The organism is Chryseobacterium hagamense (assembly GCF_007991455.1).
Lineage (GTDB): Bacteria > Bacteroidota > Bacteroidia > Flavobacteriales > Weeksellaceae > Chryseobacterium > Chryseobacterium hagamense.
Genome location: NZ_BJYJ01000001.1, coordinates 462,055 through 480,901, shown reverse-complemented (window position 1 = coordinate 480,901; position 18,847 = coordinate 462,055). Strand labels below are relative to the sequence as shown.

Below are 18,847 nucleotides of genomic sequence, written 5' to 3'. Positions count from 1 at the left end.
CATGAAGAATATTTTTTACGTCATTGCTATATGTACTCTGTTTTCCTGCGGAAAAGTTTCCCCGAAAGGAAATATCGAGCGGAAAGATGTGGACGTCCCTGAATTTGTAAACCTTAATCTGGAAGGAAAATTCCGGGTATTCTATGCCAGAGGAAACAAAAACTTTGTAGAAATAGAAACCTATCCGAATGTTGCGGATAACCTGGATGTTGAAGTCGATGATAGGACTTTAACCATCAAAGAAAAACGAGGAACCAAAGGCGTGGATTTTTATAATGTCACCATTTACTCCAAATACAACCTTGAAAAAGTGGCCATTTCCGATTCGGTAGAGATGAACATTTCAAGTGAAATTAAGACCGATAATTTTAAGCTTAATTTAAAGAATTTCGCTACTTTTATGGGTTCGGTGAATACAAGAAGGGCAGAAGTGGAAATGCTGAACCGCAGCAGGGCCAACTTTCTCGGGCAGACCAAAGAGGCAGTGATTAAAATTTCCGATACGGCCAGCCTGATCGCTCCGTACTGGAAAATTGAAAACCTGAACATTGATTCCAAAAACGGGAACTATGCAGAAGTGAATGTAAAAGATTCGCTCAAAGGGCACATTCAGAATACGGCAAAATTTATGTATTACAATGATCCGATCCGGGCATTTAAGATCGATAAAGATACCCGGGTGGAGAATAAGAAATTGGAGTAGGCTGGATGAGGGATGCTGGAAGCTGGAAGATTTAGCATTCCCAATAAATGTGAAAGAAGAAGTGTTATAAGCGCTTTTAAACACAAATACGTTGAAAAAATTGCTCATGAGTTTTAAGTTTGAGAAACTGATTATATGGCAAAAATCCATGGAATTTGGAGAGGAAATTCATAAGATTTCCCAGAATTTTCCCCAAGAAGAACTATTTAATCTCGTTTCACAGATAAGAAGAGCTTCTGATTCGATTGCCCTGAATATTTCTGAAGGAAGTATTCTGCAGTCGAATCCGGAATTCAAAAAATTTCTGGGATATTCGATCCGTTCATTAGCTGAAGTGGTAACCTGTTTATACAAAGCAAAGAACAGAAAATATATTACAGAAGAAGATTTTAGTAATTTTTATAATCAAAGCTATAATCTTATGAACCAAATTATAGCATTTAGAAATCAAATAAAAGAATAATAACAGGCTGGAAATGGGTTTGAAGCTGGAAGACTTCCTGCATCCATCCTCCAGCTTCCAGCTTTAGGAACTACAAAATACAAATATGACAACATTAGAAAAAGCAAAACTTTGGTTGCACGAATCATTTGATGAAGAAACAAGAAGTGCTGTACAATTATTAATTGACGGCAATTCGCCGGATCTGGAAGACTCTTTTTACAGACCGCTGGAATTCGGAACCGGAGGGATGAGAGGAATTATGGGCGTTGGAACCAACCGTTTAAATAGATATACGTTAGGCCAGGCTACACAGGGACTTGCAAATTATATGTTAAAGCAGTTTCAAGGGGAAGAAATTAAAGTAGCGATTGCCTATGACGTAAGAAACAACTCCAGGGAATTCGGAAAACTGGTAGCCGATGTACTGACGGCAAACGGCATTAAAGTACTGCTTTTCAAAGACCACCGTCCGACACCCGAACTTTCTTTTACGGTAAGAGACAAACACTGCCACGGAGGAATCGTCCTGACGGCTTCCCACAACCCACCGGAATACAACGGATACAAAGTGTACTGGAATGACGGCGCGCAGATTGTTCCGCCACATGACGAAGCGATCATTGCCGAGGTACTTTCCGTACAGTTCGATACAATAAAATTCAATGGCAACGATGATCTGATCGAATGGATCGGAGAGGAGCAGGACGACGTGTATATCGATGCCTGTATCGAAAATTCGACGTATCAGAATGTAGGAAAAGAAAATTTAAATATTGTTTTCACCTCAATCCACGGAACCACCTACACCACCGTTCCCAGGGCGTTGGAGAAAGCAGGCTTCAAAAAGATTGATCTCGTAAAGGAACAGATGATCCCGAGCGGGAATTTTCCGACCGTTGATTCCCCGAATCCTGAGGAACCGGCTGCCCTTGAAATGGCGATGGATCTTGCCAAGATCACCAATGCCGATATCGTGATCGGTACGGATCCTGACGGAGACCGGTTGGGAATTGCCGTAAGAAATCTGGACGGAGATATCGAATTGCTGAACGGAAACCAGACCAATACGATCCTGACGTATTACATCCTGAACGAGTGGAGAAAGCAGGGCCGGATCACCGGAAAAGAATTTATCGGTTCTACCATCGTTACCTCCGATATTTTCTTTGACATTGCCCAAAAATTCGGGGTACAGTGCAAAGCGGGATTAACCGGCTTCAAATGGATCGGAAAAATGATCCGCGATGTGGAAGGAAAAGAAAAATTCATCTGCGGCGGGGAAGAAAGCTTCGGATTCATGACGGGGGATTTTGTCCGTGATAAAGATTCGTGCGGAAGTATTGTTCTTGCCTGTGAAATCGCAGCATGGTGTAAAGCCAACGGAAGAACGATGTACGATTACCTGATCGAAATTTACCAGGAAACCGGAATGTATTACGAAGGTCTTGTGAATCTGGTACGGAAAGGAAAAGATGGGGCCGAGGAAATCCAGAACATGATGAAAGAGTTCCGTGAGAATCCTCCGAAGCAGCTGGCAGGATCGCCGGTGGCAGAAGTAAAGGACTTTAAGGAGCAGACCAATTTCATCATTTCAAAAAACGAAAGACTGGTGATGAATGAAATTCCGAAATCGAATGTATTGATCTACTATACTGAAGACGGAACAAAAGTGTGCGTACGACCGTCCGGAACGGAACCTAAGATCAAATTCTACATCTCCGTAAAAGATGATCTTGCTTCAGCAGCCGATTTCAGGGATCAACAGAAAGCTTTGGAAGAGAAAATAAACCGGGTGAAAAACGACCTGCAGTTAGGATAAGCCTTACTTAAGCAAATCATAAATTAACCACAAAAGTCACAAAAGTTAATACTATTCAAATTTGATAAGCAAAAGTTCTCAAAAGATTAAAAGTCAAAGATTTTTAAAAACTTTATAGTATTGATTAACTTAAATAAAATGTCAAAATCTTTTGTGACTTTTGTGGTTTAAAAAATTATGGATGAAAATGCAGCAATATATCGGAATAGCAGTATACCAATGATTGCTAAACGTTTGTTGTTCAATCAATAATAATTAAAATAAAGTAAAAGTGAAAGTTTCAAAATTAGCGGCGAACCTGATCGGTTCTGAGATTGTAAAAATTGGTAATGAAGTAAATGACCTAAAGGCAAAAGGAGCGGAGATTGCCAATCTGACGATTGGGGATCTGAATTCCAATATTTATCCTATTCCTGCCCAGCTGAAGGAGGAAATTCAGAAAGCCTATCAGAATAACCTGACAAATTATCCGCCGGCAAACGGACTTTTATCTTTAAGAAAAGAAGTTTCCAAAGATTTAAAAACAAGATGGAACCTGGATTATTCACCGAATGATATCCTGATTACGGCCGGCTCAAGACCTTTGATCTATGCCGTATACAAAACCATCGTGGATGAAGGCGATAAAGTGGTTTACCCTATTCCTTCATGGAACAACAACCATTATGCGTATCTTACTTCTGCTGATGCCATTGAGGTAAAGACAACGCCTGAAAATAATTTCCTTCCTACGGCGGACGATCTGAGACCTCATTTGTCTGGAGCGGTTCTGGTCGCGCTTTGTTCACCGTTGAACCCTACCGGAACGATGTTTACCAGAGAGCAGCTTTCTGAAATCTGTGAACTGATCCTGGAAGAGAATAAAAAGAGAAGCGAAGACGAAAAACCGTTGTATCTGATGTATGATCAGATTTACTCTAATCTGACTTTTGGTGCTGAGCACGTAGATCCGGTTTCCCTGTTCCCTGAAATGAAGGAATACACCGTATACATCGACGGTATTTCCAAATGCCTTGCAGCAACGGGAGTACGGGTAGGCTGGGGATTCGGTCCCGCTCATATCCTGGATAAAATGAAAGCGCTTCTGACGCACGTGGGTGCCTGGGCACCGAAACCGGAGCAGGAAGCGACGGCAAAATATTACGAAAACCCGGAAGAAGTAAATGCTTTCGTTGCAGATTTTAAAGGAAAACTGGAAACCAGCCTGAAAGTCCTTCACACAGGAATCCAGGATCTGAAAGGAAAAGGCCTTGCGGTAGACAGCATCGAACCGATGGGCGCGCTTTACCTGACGATCAGACTGGATTATACCGGTAAAACAAAACCTGACGGAACCGTAATTGAAAACTCTTCCGATCTGGTGTTTTATCTGATCAACGAAGCAGGCGTAGCTTTGGTTCCGTTCTCTGCTTTCGGAGAAGAAAAATCCGAGCCTTGGTTCAGGGCTTCCGTAGGAGGACTGGCCACTGAAGAGATTTCAGCCATGATGCCGAAGCTGGAAAATGCGTTGAATGCTCTAAAATAATAATTACAATATACCTATTCAGCAGTGTAGCAGTTTACCAATTGTTACACTGTTATCTTTTTAAATTGCTATTCTGGTAGAATGAAGATTCCACAAAGATATTTCCTTGAAACAAGGTTTTTGAGCTATTCTACAGTCGTAATTGTTGTTCTCGTTATTTTAACTGTCTGGATTTCAGGAGCCGGCTCTCACCGGTCTCTATTTCAGAATTCCATATTATCCACATCTATTTTGGCAGTAGTCCTGTTTTTATTTATTAGTTTGGGACTTTATTACGGTTTAAAGCTGAGAGATAATATAGGACCTATTTTAAGCCGGGAGAAAATAACAGGATATAAAGATAAGAGACCAAAAGTAGAGAGTTTCGATCTGCCGGATATAGATTTTGGAGGAGGAACAGGATGTGGAGAATTAATTTTTTCTGTTATCTTATGGATTTTGTTTTCGGTTGTTTTGGTTTTTCTTCTTTACTTTTTAGGCATTTTCTTTTGGGTAGTTATTTTGTTGTTTACCGCTATATTGTACTGGATTTATTTCCGGGCTTTACGTCTGGTATTTAAAAATTCAAGATATTGTAAAGGAAAATTATTAGAGAGTTTTGGTTTCGGATTATTTTATTCATTCCTGTATATTTCGTGGATCTACGGAATTATATTTTTAGTACATTATTTAAAATAAATCATCATAAATATTTTGTAAAATGAAAATCATTGCAGTCATACCCGCACGTTACGAAGCCAGCCGATTTCCGGCAAAGCTGATGCAATTGTTAGGAGAAAAGACCGTCATTACGACGACGTATCAGAACGTGGTGGAAACCGGTTTGTTTGATGAAGTTTTTGTCGCTACGGATTCGGAAATTATTTTTGAAGAAATCGTAAAGAACGGTGGAAAAGCAGTAATGACCGGATCACATGAAACTGGAAGCGACCGCATTGCAGAAGCCGTACAGCCTATTGATTGCGACATCGTGATCAATGTGCAGGGAGATGAGCCGTTTTTGAAATTAGAGCCTTTGCAGCAGCTGATTGAGGTTTTCCGGAATGATGATAACCAGGAAATTTCCCTGGCTTCCTTAAAAATAAAGCTTCATGAAAAAGAAGAGATTGAAAACCCGAATAATGTAAAAGTAATTACCGACAACAACGGTTTCGCATTATACTTCAGCCGTTCTGTGATTCCGTTTCACCGGGAGGTTTCTTATGGAGTCGATTATTTTAAGCACATCGGCGTTTATGCTTTCAGGAAACATGCGCTGATCCAGTTTTCGAAACTTGAAATGAAGCCGCTGGAAATTTCTGAAAAAATAGAATGCATCCGCTACCTGGAATATGGGATGAAAATCAAGATGATAGAAACCAATTTCGTCGGCGTGGGAATCGATACGCCGGAAGATCTTGAAAAAGCAAGAAAATTAATTTAAAAATCTGATAATCTGAAAATAGGATATTCGTATAATATCTCAAATTGTTACACTTTCAGATTTTCAAATTAAAAAAGCCTTATATTTGAATTTATAAAAAGTATTAATGAAGAAACTACTGTTGGCATTTATTCTGGTATGCTCCCAATTATGTTTGGCTCAGACGGCAAAGGAAATTATTGATAAAAATATCGAACTGTCCGGAGGACTCACCAATTGGAAGCTGCTGAATTCCGTATTGCTTCAGGGAAAAGTAATTCTGGGGGTAAAGGATGAATATCCGATAAAAATCTACCAGCAACGCCCGAACCTTACCAAAACCGTGATTACCATCGGCGGAAAAGATACGGCCATCGAAGGCTTTGACGGATCCAAAGGCTATGCAATGAATTACGCGACCAACAAAGTTCAGGAATACGCAGAATATGTTCCGGAAAGCTTTGATAATGATTTTATCGACTGGGAGAACAAAGGTTTTGAGGCAAAATATCTGGGAAAAGAAAAGATAGGCAATGTTTATTGTCATAAAGTGGAACTGACAAAAAACGTCAATAAAAACATTTATTATTTCGATACCAAAAATTATATGCTGCTGAAAGAGATAAAAAAGGATGATACCCTGATATATTCCGATTATAAGAAAGTCGGAAATCTCTCAATGCCGTTCAGGATCGAGTCTTCAAGCACCAAAAAAGACGGTGATTACGTAATGCTGATCAACAGGGTTGATATCAATAAAGTATTTCCGGCCAATACCTTCAAATTTTAATCAAAAAAGAATTAAATTTAAATTATGAAAAAATTGTTTTTAATGTTTCTTTCGGTAGTTGCTTTTTTCAACAGCTGCGCCCAGAAGAAAAGCGATGTGTCCAAAGCCAAAACCAATGAACTTATGGGAAAATCAATATACGATTTCAAAGTGGATGCCCTTGAAGAAGGGAAGCAGATCAACTTTGCCGATTTTAAAGGAAAGAAAATCCTCATTGTGAATACCGCTTCGGAATGCGGATTTACCCCACAGTACGCCGATCTTGAGAAAGTTGCGCAGGAGTATAAAGATAAACTGGTTGTGGTAGGTTTCCCTGCGAACAACTTCGGAGGCCAGGAACCGGGCAGCAACAAAGAGATCGGTGCTTTCTGCCAGAAAAACTATGGGGTGACTTTCCCGATGGCAGCCAAAGTTTCCGTAAAGGGAAGCGATACGGCTCCGATTTTTAAATACCTTACCGAGAAAGAATTGAACGGAGTAAAAAACACCACTATCCTGTGGAACTTCACCAAATTCCTGATTGATGAAAACGGTAAGCTGGTTGATTCTTTCGTAAGCACCACCAAACCGACGGATGAAGCGATTACAAAGTATTTAAAATAAAGAATACCGTTATAAAGTGGATTTTATCCGCTTTTTTAATTTTTTTTAGACCATGAAAAAACTAGTAATCCTTTTTATTTTGCTCCTTTCCATCAGAGGGTTTTCGCAGGATTCTTATTTCTTAGGGAAAACAAATTATTGTACCCCGCAGGATGCCGCTTCAAAAAAAGGTTTTGAAACGGCGTTCTTAGCATTGAATTATCCGAAATATTATGGCGGAGTTACCAATTTATTGTTGAAAATAGCGGAAAAAAACCCGAAGTACTGTGATGCCTATTTTATGGCCGGATATTTTTTAAGATTACAGGATATGCACAAAGAAGCACTGGCTGCCTACTACATGGCGGATAGCCTGGCTCAGAATAAAGCACCGATCTTCAAACAGAATCTGGCAATTCAGTTTATGAGATTCGGAAAAGTGGATGAGGCCAGGAAAAAATATGAGGAAATGGTGAAATATTTTCCGGAAAATCCTGAAGGCTATTATGGAATCGGAAATACATCCATCGTCATAGGTGATTATGAAGAAGGCCTGAAAAATTTGAAGCACGCAGAAGATTTATATAAAGTTTCGGGAAAAGTAAAAGATGATGTGGTCTACATGTACGGAATGCTGTATACCTTAAAAGAGAACTATGAAACGGCTTTGCCCTATCTGGAGGATGCTTATGTTACCTATAAAAAAGATGACGGCTATCTTTCCTTGTATGCCTTGGCATTAATTAAGGTAGGAAAAAGCAAAAATGACGAAAAGCTGATTAAAAAAGCACAAAAAACGTATGAAAAAGTAAAGGATAAGGTGATTGCCGATGAAATCAGGAAAAAGCTTAATTCTGAATTTAGTTAAATACAAAACAGGATCCGTATTAAAAGGCTAAGATTACGAGTGCTCAAGATCCTTTAAAGTTGTTCAACAGTGTCTAATAGGTGAAAAAACATATAAATATTGTTGAATTCCCTCTAAATTAGGATCTTTTCCCATTCATAATTTACCATTGACAATTCACTTTTTATTAATCATTGCTCTTCTCTGCAAAACAAAAAATATTTCCCAGCTTGATGCTCGAGTAGCCGTTGCTTTTAATTTTTGAGGAATTGATCATGGCTTTCGCAAGGACATTCGTCGGTAACGGTTTCTGGCTTTCCAGAAGCCCCAGTTTGTTGGCAAATTTAATAACTCTGCTTCCCAGTACTTCTCCCGGCCGGTCGGAATCTTTACGTTCCAGCATGCCCGGTTTAAAAACGGTGATCTTATTGAAATGAAGCTTCTTTACAGCTTCTTCCAGCTCACCTTTCATCCGAGAATAGAAAATTTTGGATTTTGGGTTGGCGCCATATGAAGAAACCAGGATATAATCATCCACCTTATTTTCTTTGGCGGCCTTTGCAAATTCATACTGGTAATCAAAATCAACTTTCCGTTGGGCTTCCTTGCTTCCGGCTGCCTTTAATGTGGTTCCGAGACAGGAAAAAGCAACATCACCCTTCACTTTATTTTTCCACTCTTCAGGTTTGTCGAAATCCACCACATGGACTTTCAGTTTATCATCCTGAATGTCAACCGGTTTTCTTACAAAAACCTGAATCTCATCGAAATCCTGATCCTGAAGCAGCTGATTGACCAAATCTTTTCCTGTGGCACCCGTAGCGCCGATCACTAAAGCTTTCATACTATTTAAATGTAAGGGAATGATGTTTCTTTCTTAAATTTACTAAATTTGAATTGAAATAAAAAATAATACTTTCATAATTACTCGTTACTAATTACTCACTACTCATAACTCATAAGATAAAATATGGATGCCAATGAAATCTTAGACTATTGCCTTGCCAAAAAAGGCGTGACGGAAAGTTTTCCTTTTGATCAGGAAACGCTTGTGATGAAGGTCGGAACAAAAATGTTCCTGCTGATGTCGCTGGAGCGGCAGCCTTTGCAGATCTCTGTAAAAACGGATCCGGAATGGAGCAGCGAACTCCGTGAGCAGTATCCGCAGATTACCGGAGCCTATCACATGAACAAAACGCATTGGAATTCTGTTTCGCTTGATGGCTTAAAAAGAGATTTGATCTTTCAGTTGATCGATCATTCATACGAATTGATTTTTAAGTTGCTGACCAAAAAAGCAAAAGAGGAGATTGAAAATTCTTAAAATGAATTTTTCACAAAAAATACTGCTTCAAATAAATAAATTTTATTAAATAATCGTTTATAAGTGATTGTCATATAGTTGTTTAACACAATAAAATTTTCAATAAAAAGTGAATAAAACTATTGTGTGTACCACATTTTTTATTTTACTTTGAAGTGTTGAAACGGATGCGCAAAAGTTTAGACAAAATTTTAATAACAATAAAAATTTATCACAATGAAAAAAATAATTTTGTTAGCAGGAATTTTGATAGCGGGAGCTGTAAGTGCAAATACAATTTCTGCAAAATATGAAAGTAATGGAAAATCAGAAAATACGAAAGAATCATTTTCAAAAGAAAAAAAAGAAGTTGTTTCAAAAAGTAAGAATAAAATAACTTTGAAAAGTAAAGCAACGAAAAGAGTGCAATGTGCGACAGTGGTTGTAACTTGTACATCAGCTTATACCTGTCAGGATTGGACTCCTCAACAGTGGTATAACTGGGGCGTACAAATACAAAGTAATTATTGTATGGTTGATAGCCCTTTTAATCCTTAATTTGTGTTCGAATTTTAACATTGAAGATGTTTATTAATTATTAATATAGATAAATAATTACAGAACCGTTCAAACAGTACCTTTATTTACTTTTAAAGATTTATAGTGAATTAAATAAGCAAAATTTTTTACTGACCTATGAATGCATACAAAAGTGAGCATAAAGACTTTGAACGGTTCTTAGTAAACAGATGATTATGAATTTTACAAATAAGCAGATTTTGAGAATTATATTTTTATTCTATTTCTCAATATCATTTTCTCAAATAGCTAAGAGTGATTCGCTACGAGGAGAATTTATTTATTTACTTAAATATAAACCCAATACTCTCAATGAGAACTATATAAGAAAGGAACTCTTTTCATTACAAATAGGTGATAACCGTGCTTTTTTTATTAGCGAAAATAAGTTAAAAATTGATTCTGTCTTTTCGTCAGCATACAATAATAAGGCTGAAAATTTTGTTTTGGACTTTACAAACATACCAACAGGATCTAACTTTCTTATTATTCAGACAAATGAACATTCACAATTTTACGAGACAGTAGGGATGAGTCTGCTATCTTATAATAGTTATATAATTGACAACTGGAAACTTATTGATGAAAACAAAGTAATTAATTCTATCACGTGCAAGAAAGCAGAGGTACATTACAAAGGAAGAGACTGGACCGCCTGGTACGCAACCGAAATCCCTTTTCCTTATGGTCCCTATAAATTTAGTGGTCTTCCCGGATTAATCGTGAAAATTACAGATAAAACTGGAGATTATGATTTTGAGTTGGTAAAATCAATATCAAGTTCAAATGTGAAGGGAAAGATGATAACAATCAATAAGAGACATTATCAGAATGCTAAGTTAGTTACAAAAAAGGAATTGGTTGAAGCAAGGAAAAATTTTAGAGAAAATTCGAAACATCAATTGGAAAGCATGGGTACAGTATTCTCACAAGATCCCAAAGATAATTTTCGTGAGCGTCAGAAAGTGAATGAAGCACAAAAAAAAGGTCATAATCCTATTGAGCTAGAAGATTAGAATATCGAATGGCTTAAAATCGCAGAATTGAACCTTCACAAAAAACCGTATGGCTTGATACGGTTTTTTATTTTAGAACTGAAATTCCTCGGTCAGCCTTTTATCCTCATCCAGCCTTTCAATCAGCTTCTCCAGACCTTCAAATTTAATTTCGTCATGAAGGAAATCCCGGAATTTCACGGTGATTTTTTCATCGTAGATGTCTCCCTCAAAATCTAAGATATAGACTTCTATTGTTAGTTTTTCGCCATTTACGGTTGGATTGGTGCCGATGCTCAGCATGCCTTTGTGTTGCTGATCTTTAACGGAAACTTCAACGATATAAGCTCCTTTTTTCGGTAGAAGCTTGATGGAATCGGTTTCGATGTTGGCGGTCGGATAACCGATGGTCCGGCCGATTTTTTTTCCATGGACTACCGTTCCGGATATGGAGTAGGAGTACCCCAACATTTCATTGGCTTCCCGGATATTTCCATCCAATAGGGCTTTCCTGATTTTGGTTGAACTGATGTTGTTTTCATGGATATTGATGGCCTCCATCTGTTCCACTTCAAAATCAAGTTCCTGTGAAAGCTTCTGCAGCAGTTCGAAGTTCCCGCTTTTGTTTTTCCCGAAAGAATGGTCGTATCCGATAATCAGGTATTTTACATTAAGCTTCTCCACCAGGATCTGCCGCACAAACTCTTCGCCGGTCAGGTTTCTGAATTCTTTATCGAATTCTTTAAGGAACAGGTTTTCAATGCTGTATTTTTCCATCAAAAACGTTTTCTCTGCCAGGGTATTCAGCAGCTTCAGGTTTTCAGACGGGTTGAAAACAAACCTCGGATGCGGCCAGAACGTAAGCACTGCGGTTTCCAGATGATTTTCTCCACCTACTTTTATCAGTTCATCGATAATGCTTTTGTGGCCGAGATGAACGCCGTCGAACATGCCCAGAGACAATGCCAAGGGCTTTTGAGAAGTATATTCGCTAAAATTCCTGAAAACTTTCAAACCGGAAAAATTTTGACTGCAAATATAAGCAAACTAACGGAACAATATAACAATGCATCAATTTAACAACGGATCAGGCCTGCTCTTTCCGCCACGTGTCATTCTATCGGTATATTGTTAAATCCGTAGATTGTTAAATTGATTAAAAGATATGATAAAAATCTGTTTTTTACCAATTGCGGGTTAATGAAGAATCATTATATTTGCACCAAGAAAAAATTTAGCAATGGCAAACCAAATTAAAGGTAAAATTTCTCAAATTATCGGTCCGGTAATCGACGTTGTCTTCAGTGATGTGGAAGCAATTCCAGCAATCTATGACGCGTTGGAAATTACAAAAGAAAACGGTGAAAAAGTAGTTTTGGAGGTAGAACAGCATATTGGCGAAGATACGGTAAGATGTATTGCAATGGATGCTACCGACGGTCTTAAAAGAGGGCAGGACGTAATAGGATATGGTAATCCTATCGTTATGCCAATCGGTGAGGCGGTAAATGGAAGACTTTTCAACGTAGTTGGTGATGCTATCGACGGACTTCAAAATATATCTAAGGAGGGTGGTCTTCCAATTCACAGACCTGCTCCGAAATTTGATCAGCTTTCAACTTCTGCAGAAGTTTTATTTACGGGGATTAAAGTAATCGATCTGGTTGAGCCTTACGCAAAAGGAGGTAAGATCGGTTTGTTCGGTGGTGCCGGTGTAGGTAAAACGGTATTGATCCAGGAGTTGATCAACAATATTGCAAAAGGACACGGCGGTCTTTCGGTTTTCGCCGGTGTAGGGGAAAGAACGAGAGAAGGAAATGACCTTTTGAGAGAGATGCTTGAATCAGGAATCATCAAGTATGGTGACGATTTCATGCACTCTATGGAAAACGGAGGTTGGGATCTTTCCAAAGTGGATGTAGAAGCCATGAAAGATTCTAAAGCCGCATTCGTTTTCGGACAGATGAATGAGCCGCCTGGTGCAAGAGCTAGAGTAGCCCTTTCAGGTCTTACCTTAGCCGAGTACTACAGAGACGGTGGAGAAAGCGGACAGGGTAGAGACGTACTTTTCTTCGTAGATAACATCTTCCGTTTCACACAGGCCGGTTCTGAGGTTTCTGCACTTCTTGGACGTATGCCGTCTGCGGTAGGTTACCAGCCGACCCTTGCTTCTGAGATGGGAGCAATGCAGGAAAGGATTACTTCTACGAAAAACGGTTCCATTACTTCCGTACAGGCGGTTTATGTACCTGCGGATGACTTAACCGACCCGGCTCCGGCAACAACGTTTGCCCACCTGGATGCAACAACGGTACTGGACAGAAAGATCGCTTCACTGGGTATTTATCCTGCGGTAGATCCTTTGGCTTCCACTTCAAGAATCCTTGCTCCGGAAATCATCGGTGAAGAACATTACAACTGTGCACAGAGAGTAAAAGAGATCCTTCAGAGATACAAAGCGCTTCAGGACATCATCGCCATCCTTGGTATGGAAGAACTTTCCGAAGAAGATAAATCCGTAGTTTACCGTGCAAGAAAAGTTCAGAGATTCTTATCACAGCCTTTCCACGTAGCAGAACAGTTTACAGGGATCCCGGGATCATTGGTAGACATCAAAGATACCATCAAAGGTTTCAACATGATCATCGACGGAGAACTGGATCACTTACCGGAAGCGGCTTTCAACCTGAAAGGAACCATAGAGGAAGCGATCGAAGCCGGACAAAAAATGTTAGCTGATAACGCATAATAATGCTCATTGCTGATAGCCGGTCGCTATTAGCCAAAAGCCAAAAGCAATTAAAATGAATATAAAAATTTTAACACCAGAATACGTAGTTTTTGAAGGAGAAGTAGACTCTGTATTGCTGCCGGGAAAAAATGGTGAATTCCACATCATGCAGAACCACGCAGGAATTGTTTCTTCTTTGGTTGGTGGTAAAGTAAATTTGTATGCCAAATCGATCGATGAAGCTTATGCAAAATATTTTACCAGAGAAAATGAGAAAGATTCGGTTTTTTCTTATCCTATCAAGAGCGGTGTTGTAGAATTTAATCATAATAAAGGAATTATCCTTTGTGAATAATTAAACGAAAAGCTAAATATATTTTCAGGAAAGTGTAACTTTGTTACACTTTTTTTATGTGGTAAGAATCCGGTTTTATGTTAAGAAGTTTAATTATTTTATGCACGGTTTTCGGCATTTTTTTTCAGGCGCAGACCGTTAAAATCAAAAGAGGGATTGTACATCTGGAAGGGATTCCCGTAGCAAAGGTTTCAAACAAAGGAAATGTCTACACTTTCCTGGATCTTAAGGAAACCCCTATTTATACCATGGAATTTGAGGATAAAAGCATTGTGGATTCGGTCCGCGACAGTTACATAAAACTCAGAAGGGTCTATAACCAGGATAAAACACTGGAAATGGATTACACTTCGCCGTCCGCATTTTCAGGTGAAGAGAAGTCGGCAGCATATACCTCTGTCAAAAATCTGAAAATCATTGATGAACGCGGAATCAACATTAAAAATCTGGATGAGCTTTTTAAAAATTCACCGAAAAGGAAGCTTGACGCCAAAACCAAGGATGCCTATACCACAAGGAGCAAGATTGACCGGCTAAATATTACCGTAAATAATGTCGGGGAAATTTTAAGCAACGGGAAACCGGTTGGCTATTTTACCAATCTTCCGGTAAGTTTCGGAGCAGACGACACCGTAACGGATAAAACATTCGTCGATATCGAAATCTACGATGCCAACAGCAAATATATCGGAAAATACATTACCACCACCAAACAGTTGAAATCGGCAGGTGGTAAGACGTTTACGCTCTACCGGGAAATGTCCGGAAGGGCATCGATCCTGAAATTCCCTACCTATAAAGCCATTGCCGAAAGAATGGCCATCATGGATCCGAACTTTATTAAAAATCAGGAAAAGGTGATTGTAGGAGAGGTGACGAAGGACGGGGTGCAGAAGTAAACGAGTTTGTATCCAGTTAATCCTTTAAAATTTTATCATTGACCCCGTTGAACCTTCGACTTCCGTAGAAATCTATAGCCCAATCTTTTCAACTCAAACATTGATGTTGATAGCTTAGAACTCTTAAAACTAAACTTTTTCGAAAATCCGGAAGAAAATTGAGTAGAGAATTACAAACTCAAAATCACCCCATTTTCCTTCAGTTGCTGCATCGGCCTGGAGAACCAGAACAGCTCAAAATCTTCTATGTTCTGTTCAAAATTCTCTTTAAGTTGCTGAAGCGTAGGCTTTTTCTGATTTTCAATAGCATTTTCTTTAAAAGCATCCAGCAGCCATTCCGCCTGTTCCTGCTCCAGATCAATGCTTACAATATTGGTTTTTAAGTGCGCTGTAATTTTCGTGTACGGGTAAACGGACTTCTTTTTTGTTTTTATGCGATTCTCAGCGATTACGTTTTGCGTTAAAAAGACGATTTTCGAGTTTCCTTTAAATTTAAAATCCTCTTCCTCCAGAAGACAGTCGTGAATATAATCCGGATGGATGGTTGTTTTCGGAATTTTAAAGTCGAACCATTCCTGAAGCGGAATTTCAAAATTAATTCCATGCATGTAATTGAACAGAGATTTTTTTAAACCGAAACTGAACCTGCCATGATCGATTCCGGTCCTGTCAGTAAAATCAATATCGTTGTTGGCAAATAAAATTTCCTGTTTCATCGGCGTTACACCGAATGCCTCGGGATTCAGCCCGACCGGTGAATGCGCCGTCATGGCAAACTGATGCCAGAAGGCACTCTGTAGAATTCCCATCTCGAAAAGTTGCCGTACCATTTCTAAAGAGTCTACCGTTTCCTGAATCGTCTGGGTCGGGTAACCATACATCAGATACGCATGGATCATAATTCCGGCCTCCGTAAAATTCCGGGTGACTTTGGCTACCTGTTCAACGGAAATTCCTTTATCGATTAACTTTAACAAACGGTCACTTGCGACTTCCAGTCCGCCCGAAACCGCAACGCAACCCGAAAGCTTTAAGAGAAAGCAGAGATCCCGGGTAAAGCTTTTTTCAAAACGGATGTTGGTCCACCAGGTCACCACCAGGTTTCTTCTCAGAATTTCCAGGGCTACTTCCCGCATCAGGGCAGGAGGTGCTGCTTCGTCCACAAAATGGAAACCCGTTTCTCCCGTCGATTCGATCAGTTCTTCCATCCGGTCAACGAGGATTTTTGCAGAAATCGGTTCATAGATTTTGATGTAGTCCAGGGAGATATCGCAGAATGTACATTTTCCCCAATAGCAGCCATGGGCCATCGTCAGTTTGTTCCATCTTCCGTCGCTCCAGAGGCTGTGCATCGGATTGGCAATTTCGATCACGGAAATATACCGGTCCAGTTTCAGATCGCTGTAATCCGGAGTTCCGATATCTGCCTGTTTGTAATCATGCCGTACCGAATCATTTTTATAAACCACCGCACCGTCTTCGATCAGAAAAGTTCTTTTGAACTGCGGTCTTTCATTTTGATTTTGTCCGGTTCGCAAAATATGTTCACACAGCAGTTCCAGGGGAAGCTCTCCGTCATCAAGCGTAATGAAATCAAAAAAGTCAAACACCCGCGGGTCTTTTAATTCCCGCAGTTCCGTATTCGGAAAACCACCGCCCATAGCTGTTTTAATGTGCGGGTAACGTTTTTTGATGAATTGGGCACAACGGAAAGCCGCATATAAATTTCCGGGAAAAGGGACTGAAAAGCAGACCAGCTCCGGCTGTACGGTTTCCAGTTTTTCCTGAAGCAGCTCTAAAGTGAAATGATCGATGAACGTTAAATCACCGATTATTTTAGCATAGAGTTCATCAAACGAATTGGCACTTTTTCCCAGCCGTTCAGCATACCGGCTGAATCCGAAATCGGGATCTATGTTTTCCACAATGTAGTCCGAGAGGTCTTCCAGATATAGGGTGGCCAGATGTTTGGCCTTATCCTGCAATCCCATATTTCCGAATGCAAATTCCATATCATCCAGCTGGTTGAAACGGGAAGCTTCCGGAAGAAAATTCATCGAGCAGATCTGTCTTGCCAGAGTGGGTGTTTTTCCCTGAAGAAAGCGGATGACCTGGTCAATCGTCTTGATATATTCGTTTCTTAAGGTAAAGATCCTTTGGGCATTTTCCGAACTATTCGGAAGATCAATAGCTCTATCAAAAACTTTCTGCAGTCCTTCTCCGGAAAATAAAGCGAGAATGACCTCAATTCCCAGATCCGTCTGATGGCTCGAAATATTTTTGGTATTCAGAAAACCTTTGATGTAAGCCGTGGCAGGATAGGGCGTATTAAGTTGGGTAAAGGGTGGGGTGATAAGAAGCAGATCTTTCAACAGAAATTTTTTGCAAAGTTATTTCAAATTATTTGATTTTCAGAATTTCTGCAGGCTATATTTTTAATTGAAGAGATTGTTGAAATATATTGTGCGTCTCAATATAAAAGAATAAAAAAGCCGTCAGAATATATTCTGACGGCTTTTTTTTATCGATGAAATCAGATTACATTTGCTTGTATTCGATATTCATTTGTTTTTCCATTTCAGCATATTGTCCCGAAACCAGCTTTTCGCGGATGCCTTCAAAAGCAGCCAGTGTTTCGTTGATTTCAGAATCCGTATGGGAAGCGGTAGGAATTAATCTCAGTAAAATCATACCTTTCGGAATTACAGGATATACCACTACCGAAGTAAAGACGCCGTAGTTTTCTCTAAGATCTTTTGCAAGCAGGGTAGCCTCAATGGTAGTTCCCTGAATAAAAACAGGTGTTACACAGGTATTGGTGTTTCCAAGATTGAACCCTCTTTCTTTCAGGCCGTTCTGGAGCTTATTCACATTCTCCCACAGTTTAGCCTTAATTTCCGGACGTGTTCTCAGCAATTCCAGTCTTTTCAAACCTCCGATTACCATTGGCATGGTTAAAGATTTAGCAAAAATCTGGGAACGGAGATTGTATTTTAAGAACCTGATGATGGTTTCATCTCCGGCAAGGAATGCCCCGAAACCGGCCATAGATTTGGCAAAAGTTGAAAAATAAACGTCGATCTGGTCCTGACAGCCCTGTTCTTCACCGGCGCCGGCTCCTGTTTTGCCCAAAGTTCCGAAACCATGTGCATCATCAACCAACAGCCTGAAATTGAATTTCGATTTTAAATCACAAATCTCCTTCAGTTTTCCCTGCATGCCTCTCATTCCGAAAACGCCTTCTGTAATAACCAGAATACCGCCTCCGTTTTCTTCCGCCACCTTAGTTGCTCTCGCCAGGTTTTTTTCTAAACTTGCAATATCATTATGTTTGAAGGTAAAGCTTTTCCCCATGTGAAGACGGACACCGTCTACAATACAGGCGTGGGAATCTGCATCGTAAACAATCACATCATGTCTGGTAACCAATGCGTCTATCGCCGAAACCATTCCCTGGTAACCGAAATTCAATAAATAAGCAGCTTCTTTCTGGGTAAATTCTGCCAGTTCTTTTTCCAGTTGCTGATGCTGTTGTGTTTCTCCGGACATGGCTCTCGCGCCCATCGGATAAAACATTCCGAATTCTGCAGCTGCTTTTGCATCCGCTTCCAAAACTTCCGGGTGGTTGCAAAGCCCAAGATAATCATTAGCGCTCCAGAAAATTACATCCTTACCCTGAAATTTCATTCTCGGACCGATCGGGCCTTCCAGTTTCGGGAAAACAAAATAGCCTTCTGCATAATCAGCAAATTGTCCAAGAGGTCCTGGATTTTCTTTTATTCTGTCAAAAATATCCAACATTTTATTAATATTTTAAGTAAAAAAGCCTTTTGCGGTCACAAAAAGGCTTGGTTTGTATAAATTTATTCTCT

The 18,847-nt window shown here is 39.6% G+C and carries 19 protein-coding genes; 15 read left to right on the top strand and 4 right to left on the bottom strand.

Annotated features, from left to right (window positions below; all coding sequences use genetic code 11):
- Position 1 precedes the first annotated feature (1 nt).
- The 9 genes from CHA01nite_RS02075 to CHA01nite_RS02035 all read left to right on the top strand — a co-directional run bounded on the left by CHA01nite_RS02075 (position 2) and on the right by CHA01nite_RS02035 (position 8,134).
- Positions 2 to 703, top strand: coding sequence for a GIN domain-containing protein (locus CHA01nite_RS02075; protein ID WP_146939558.1), 702 nt, complete (start codon positions 2 to 4; stop codon positions 701 to 703).
- A gap of 106 nt (positions 704 to 809) precedes the next feature.
- On the top strand, positions 810 to 1,166 hold the full coding sequence (locus CHA01nite_RS02070) for a four helix bundle protein (protein ID WP_146939557.1): 357 nt from the start codon (positions 810 to 812) through the stop codon (positions 1,164 to 1,166).
- Positions 1,167 to 1,251: 85 nt separating this feature from the next.
- Positions 1,252 to 2,967 carry a phospho-sugar mutase gene (locus CHA01nite_RS02065; RefSeq protein ID WP_146939556.1) on the top strand — a complete coding sequence of 572 codons (1,716 nt, stop codon included), beginning with the start codon at positions 1,252 to 1,254 and terminating at the stop codon, positions 2,965 to 2,967.
- Positions 2,968 to 3,238: 271 nt separating this feature from the next.
- Positions 3,239 to 4,492: a pyridoxal phosphate-dependent aminotransferase gene (locus CHA01nite_RS02060; protein WP_146939555.1), complete on the top strand. Its 1,254-nt coding sequence runs from the start codon at positions 3,239 to 3,241 to the stop codon at positions 4,490 to 4,492.
- A gap of 81 nt (positions 4,493 to 4,573) precedes the next feature.
- A complete protein-coding gene (locus tag CHA01nite_RS02055; protein ID WP_146939554.1) occupies positions 4,574 to 5,170 on the top strand; it encodes a hypothetical protein in 597 nt (198 codons plus the stop codon).
- A gap of 22 nt (positions 5,171 to 5,192) precedes the next feature.
- A complete protein-coding gene (kdsB, locus tag CHA01nite_RS02050) occupies positions 5,193 to 5,915 on the top strand; it encodes a 3-deoxy-manno-octulosonate cytidylyltransferase (RefSeq protein ID WP_146939553.1) in 723 nt (240 codons plus the stop codon).
- 106 nt (positions 5,916 to 6,021) lie between these two features.
- Positions 6,022 to 6,684: an outer membrane lipoprotein-sorting protein gene (locus CHA01nite_RS02045; protein ID WP_146939552.1), complete on the top strand. Its 663-nt coding sequence runs from the start codon at positions 6,022 to 6,024 to the stop codon at positions 6,682 to 6,684.
- Between the two features lie 24 nt (positions 6,685 to 6,708).
- Positions 6,709 to 7,287, top strand: coding sequence for a glutathione peroxidase (locus CHA01nite_RS02040; RefSeq protein ID WP_146939551.1), 579 nt, complete (start codon positions 6,709 to 6,711; stop codon positions 7,285 to 7,287).
- Positions 7,288 to 7,339: 52 nt separating this feature from the next.
- On the top strand, positions 7,340 to 8,134 hold the full coding sequence (locus CHA01nite_RS02035) for a tetratricopeptide repeat protein (protein ID WP_146939550.1): 795 nt from the start codon (positions 7,340 to 7,342) through the stop codon (positions 8,132 to 8,134).
- Between the two features lie 166 nt (positions 8,135 to 8,300).
- On the opposite strand, the gene CHA01nite_RS02030 is transcribed toward CHA01nite_RS02035, so the two are convergent.
- Entirely contained in the window at positions 8,301 to 8,957 is a 657-nt protein-coding gene (locus CHA01nite_RS02030) for an NAD(P)H-binding protein (RefSeq protein ID WP_146939549.1), read from the bottom strand.
- A 126-nt stretch (positions 8,958 to 9,083) separates the two neighbouring features.
- Between CHA01nite_RS02030 and CHA01nite_RS02025 the strand changes: the two genes are divergently transcribed.
- The 3 genes from CHA01nite_RS02025 (at position 9,084) to CHA01nite_RS02015 (ending at position 11,011) form a co-directional block, all read left to right on the top strand.
- A complete protein-coding gene (locus tag CHA01nite_RS02025) occupies positions 9,084 to 9,437 on the top strand; it encodes an MmcQ/YjbR family DNA-binding protein (RefSeq protein ID WP_146939548.1) in 354 nt (117 codons plus the stop codon).
- 216 nt (positions 9,438 to 9,653) lie between these two features.
- Positions 9,654 to 9,974: a hypothetical protein gene (locus CHA01nite_RS02020; protein ID WP_146939547.1), complete on the top strand. Its 321-nt coding sequence runs from the start codon at positions 9,654 to 9,656 to the stop codon at positions 9,972 to 9,974.
- 197 nt (positions 9,975 to 10,171) lie between these two features.
- Positions 10,172 to 11,011, top strand: a complete 840-nt coding sequence (locus CHA01nite_RS02015; protein ID WP_146939546.1) for a GLPGLI family protein — start codon at positions 10,172 to 10,174, stop codon at positions 11,009 to 11,011.
- Between the two features lie 72 nt (positions 11,012 to 11,083).
- Here CHA01nite_RS02015 and CHA01nite_RS02010 read toward each other — a convergent pair whose 3' ends face one another.
- Positions 11,084 to 12,004, bottom strand: coding sequence for a bifunctional riboflavin kinase/FAD synthetase (locus CHA01nite_RS02010; RefSeq protein ID WP_146939545.1), 921 nt, complete (start codon positions 12,002 to 12,004; stop codon positions 11,084 to 11,086).
- A gap of 226 nt (positions 12,005 to 12,230) precedes the next feature.
- On the opposite strand from CHA01nite_RS02010, the gene atpD reads away from it, so the two are divergent.
- The 3 genes from atpD to CHA01nite_RS01995 all read left to right on the top strand — a co-directional run bounded on the left by atpD (position 12,231) and on the right by CHA01nite_RS01995 (position 14,975).
- Entirely contained in the window at positions 12,231 to 13,739 is a 1,509-nt protein-coding gene (gene atpD, locus CHA01nite_RS02005) for a F0F1 ATP synthase subunit beta (RefSeq protein WP_146939544.1), read from the top strand.
- 55 nt (positions 13,740 to 13,794) lie between these two features.
- On the top strand, positions 13,795 to 14,076 hold the full coding sequence (locus CHA01nite_RS02000; protein WP_146939543.1) for a FoF1 ATP synthase subunit delta/epsilon: 282 nt from the start codon (positions 13,795 to 13,797) through the stop codon (positions 14,074 to 14,076).
- Between the two features lie 77 nt (positions 14,077 to 14,153).
- Positions 14,154 to 14,975: a hypothetical protein gene (locus CHA01nite_RS01995; protein ID WP_146939542.1), complete on the top strand. Its 822-nt coding sequence runs from the start codon at positions 14,154 to 14,156 to the stop codon at positions 14,973 to 14,975.
- A gap of 170 nt (positions 14,976 to 15,145) precedes the next feature.
- On the opposite strand, the gene CHA01nite_RS01990 is transcribed toward CHA01nite_RS01995, so the two are convergent.
- Positions 15,146 to 17,347: a B12-binding domain-containing radical SAM protein gene (locus tag CHA01nite_RS01990; RefSeq protein WP_146939541.1), complete on the bottom strand. Its 2,202-nt coding sequence runs from the start codon at positions 17,345 to 17,347 to the stop codon at positions 15,146 to 15,148.
- A 166-nt stretch (positions 17,348 to 17,513) separates the two neighbouring features.
- Positions 17,514 to 18,773, bottom strand: a complete 1,260-nt coding sequence (locus CHA01nite_RS01985; protein WP_373869011.1) for an aminotransferase class I/II-fold pyridoxal phosphate-dependent enzyme — start codon at positions 18,771 to 18,773, stop codon at positions 17,514 to 17,516.
- Between the last annotated feature and the right edge of the window lie 74 nt (positions 18,774 to 18,847).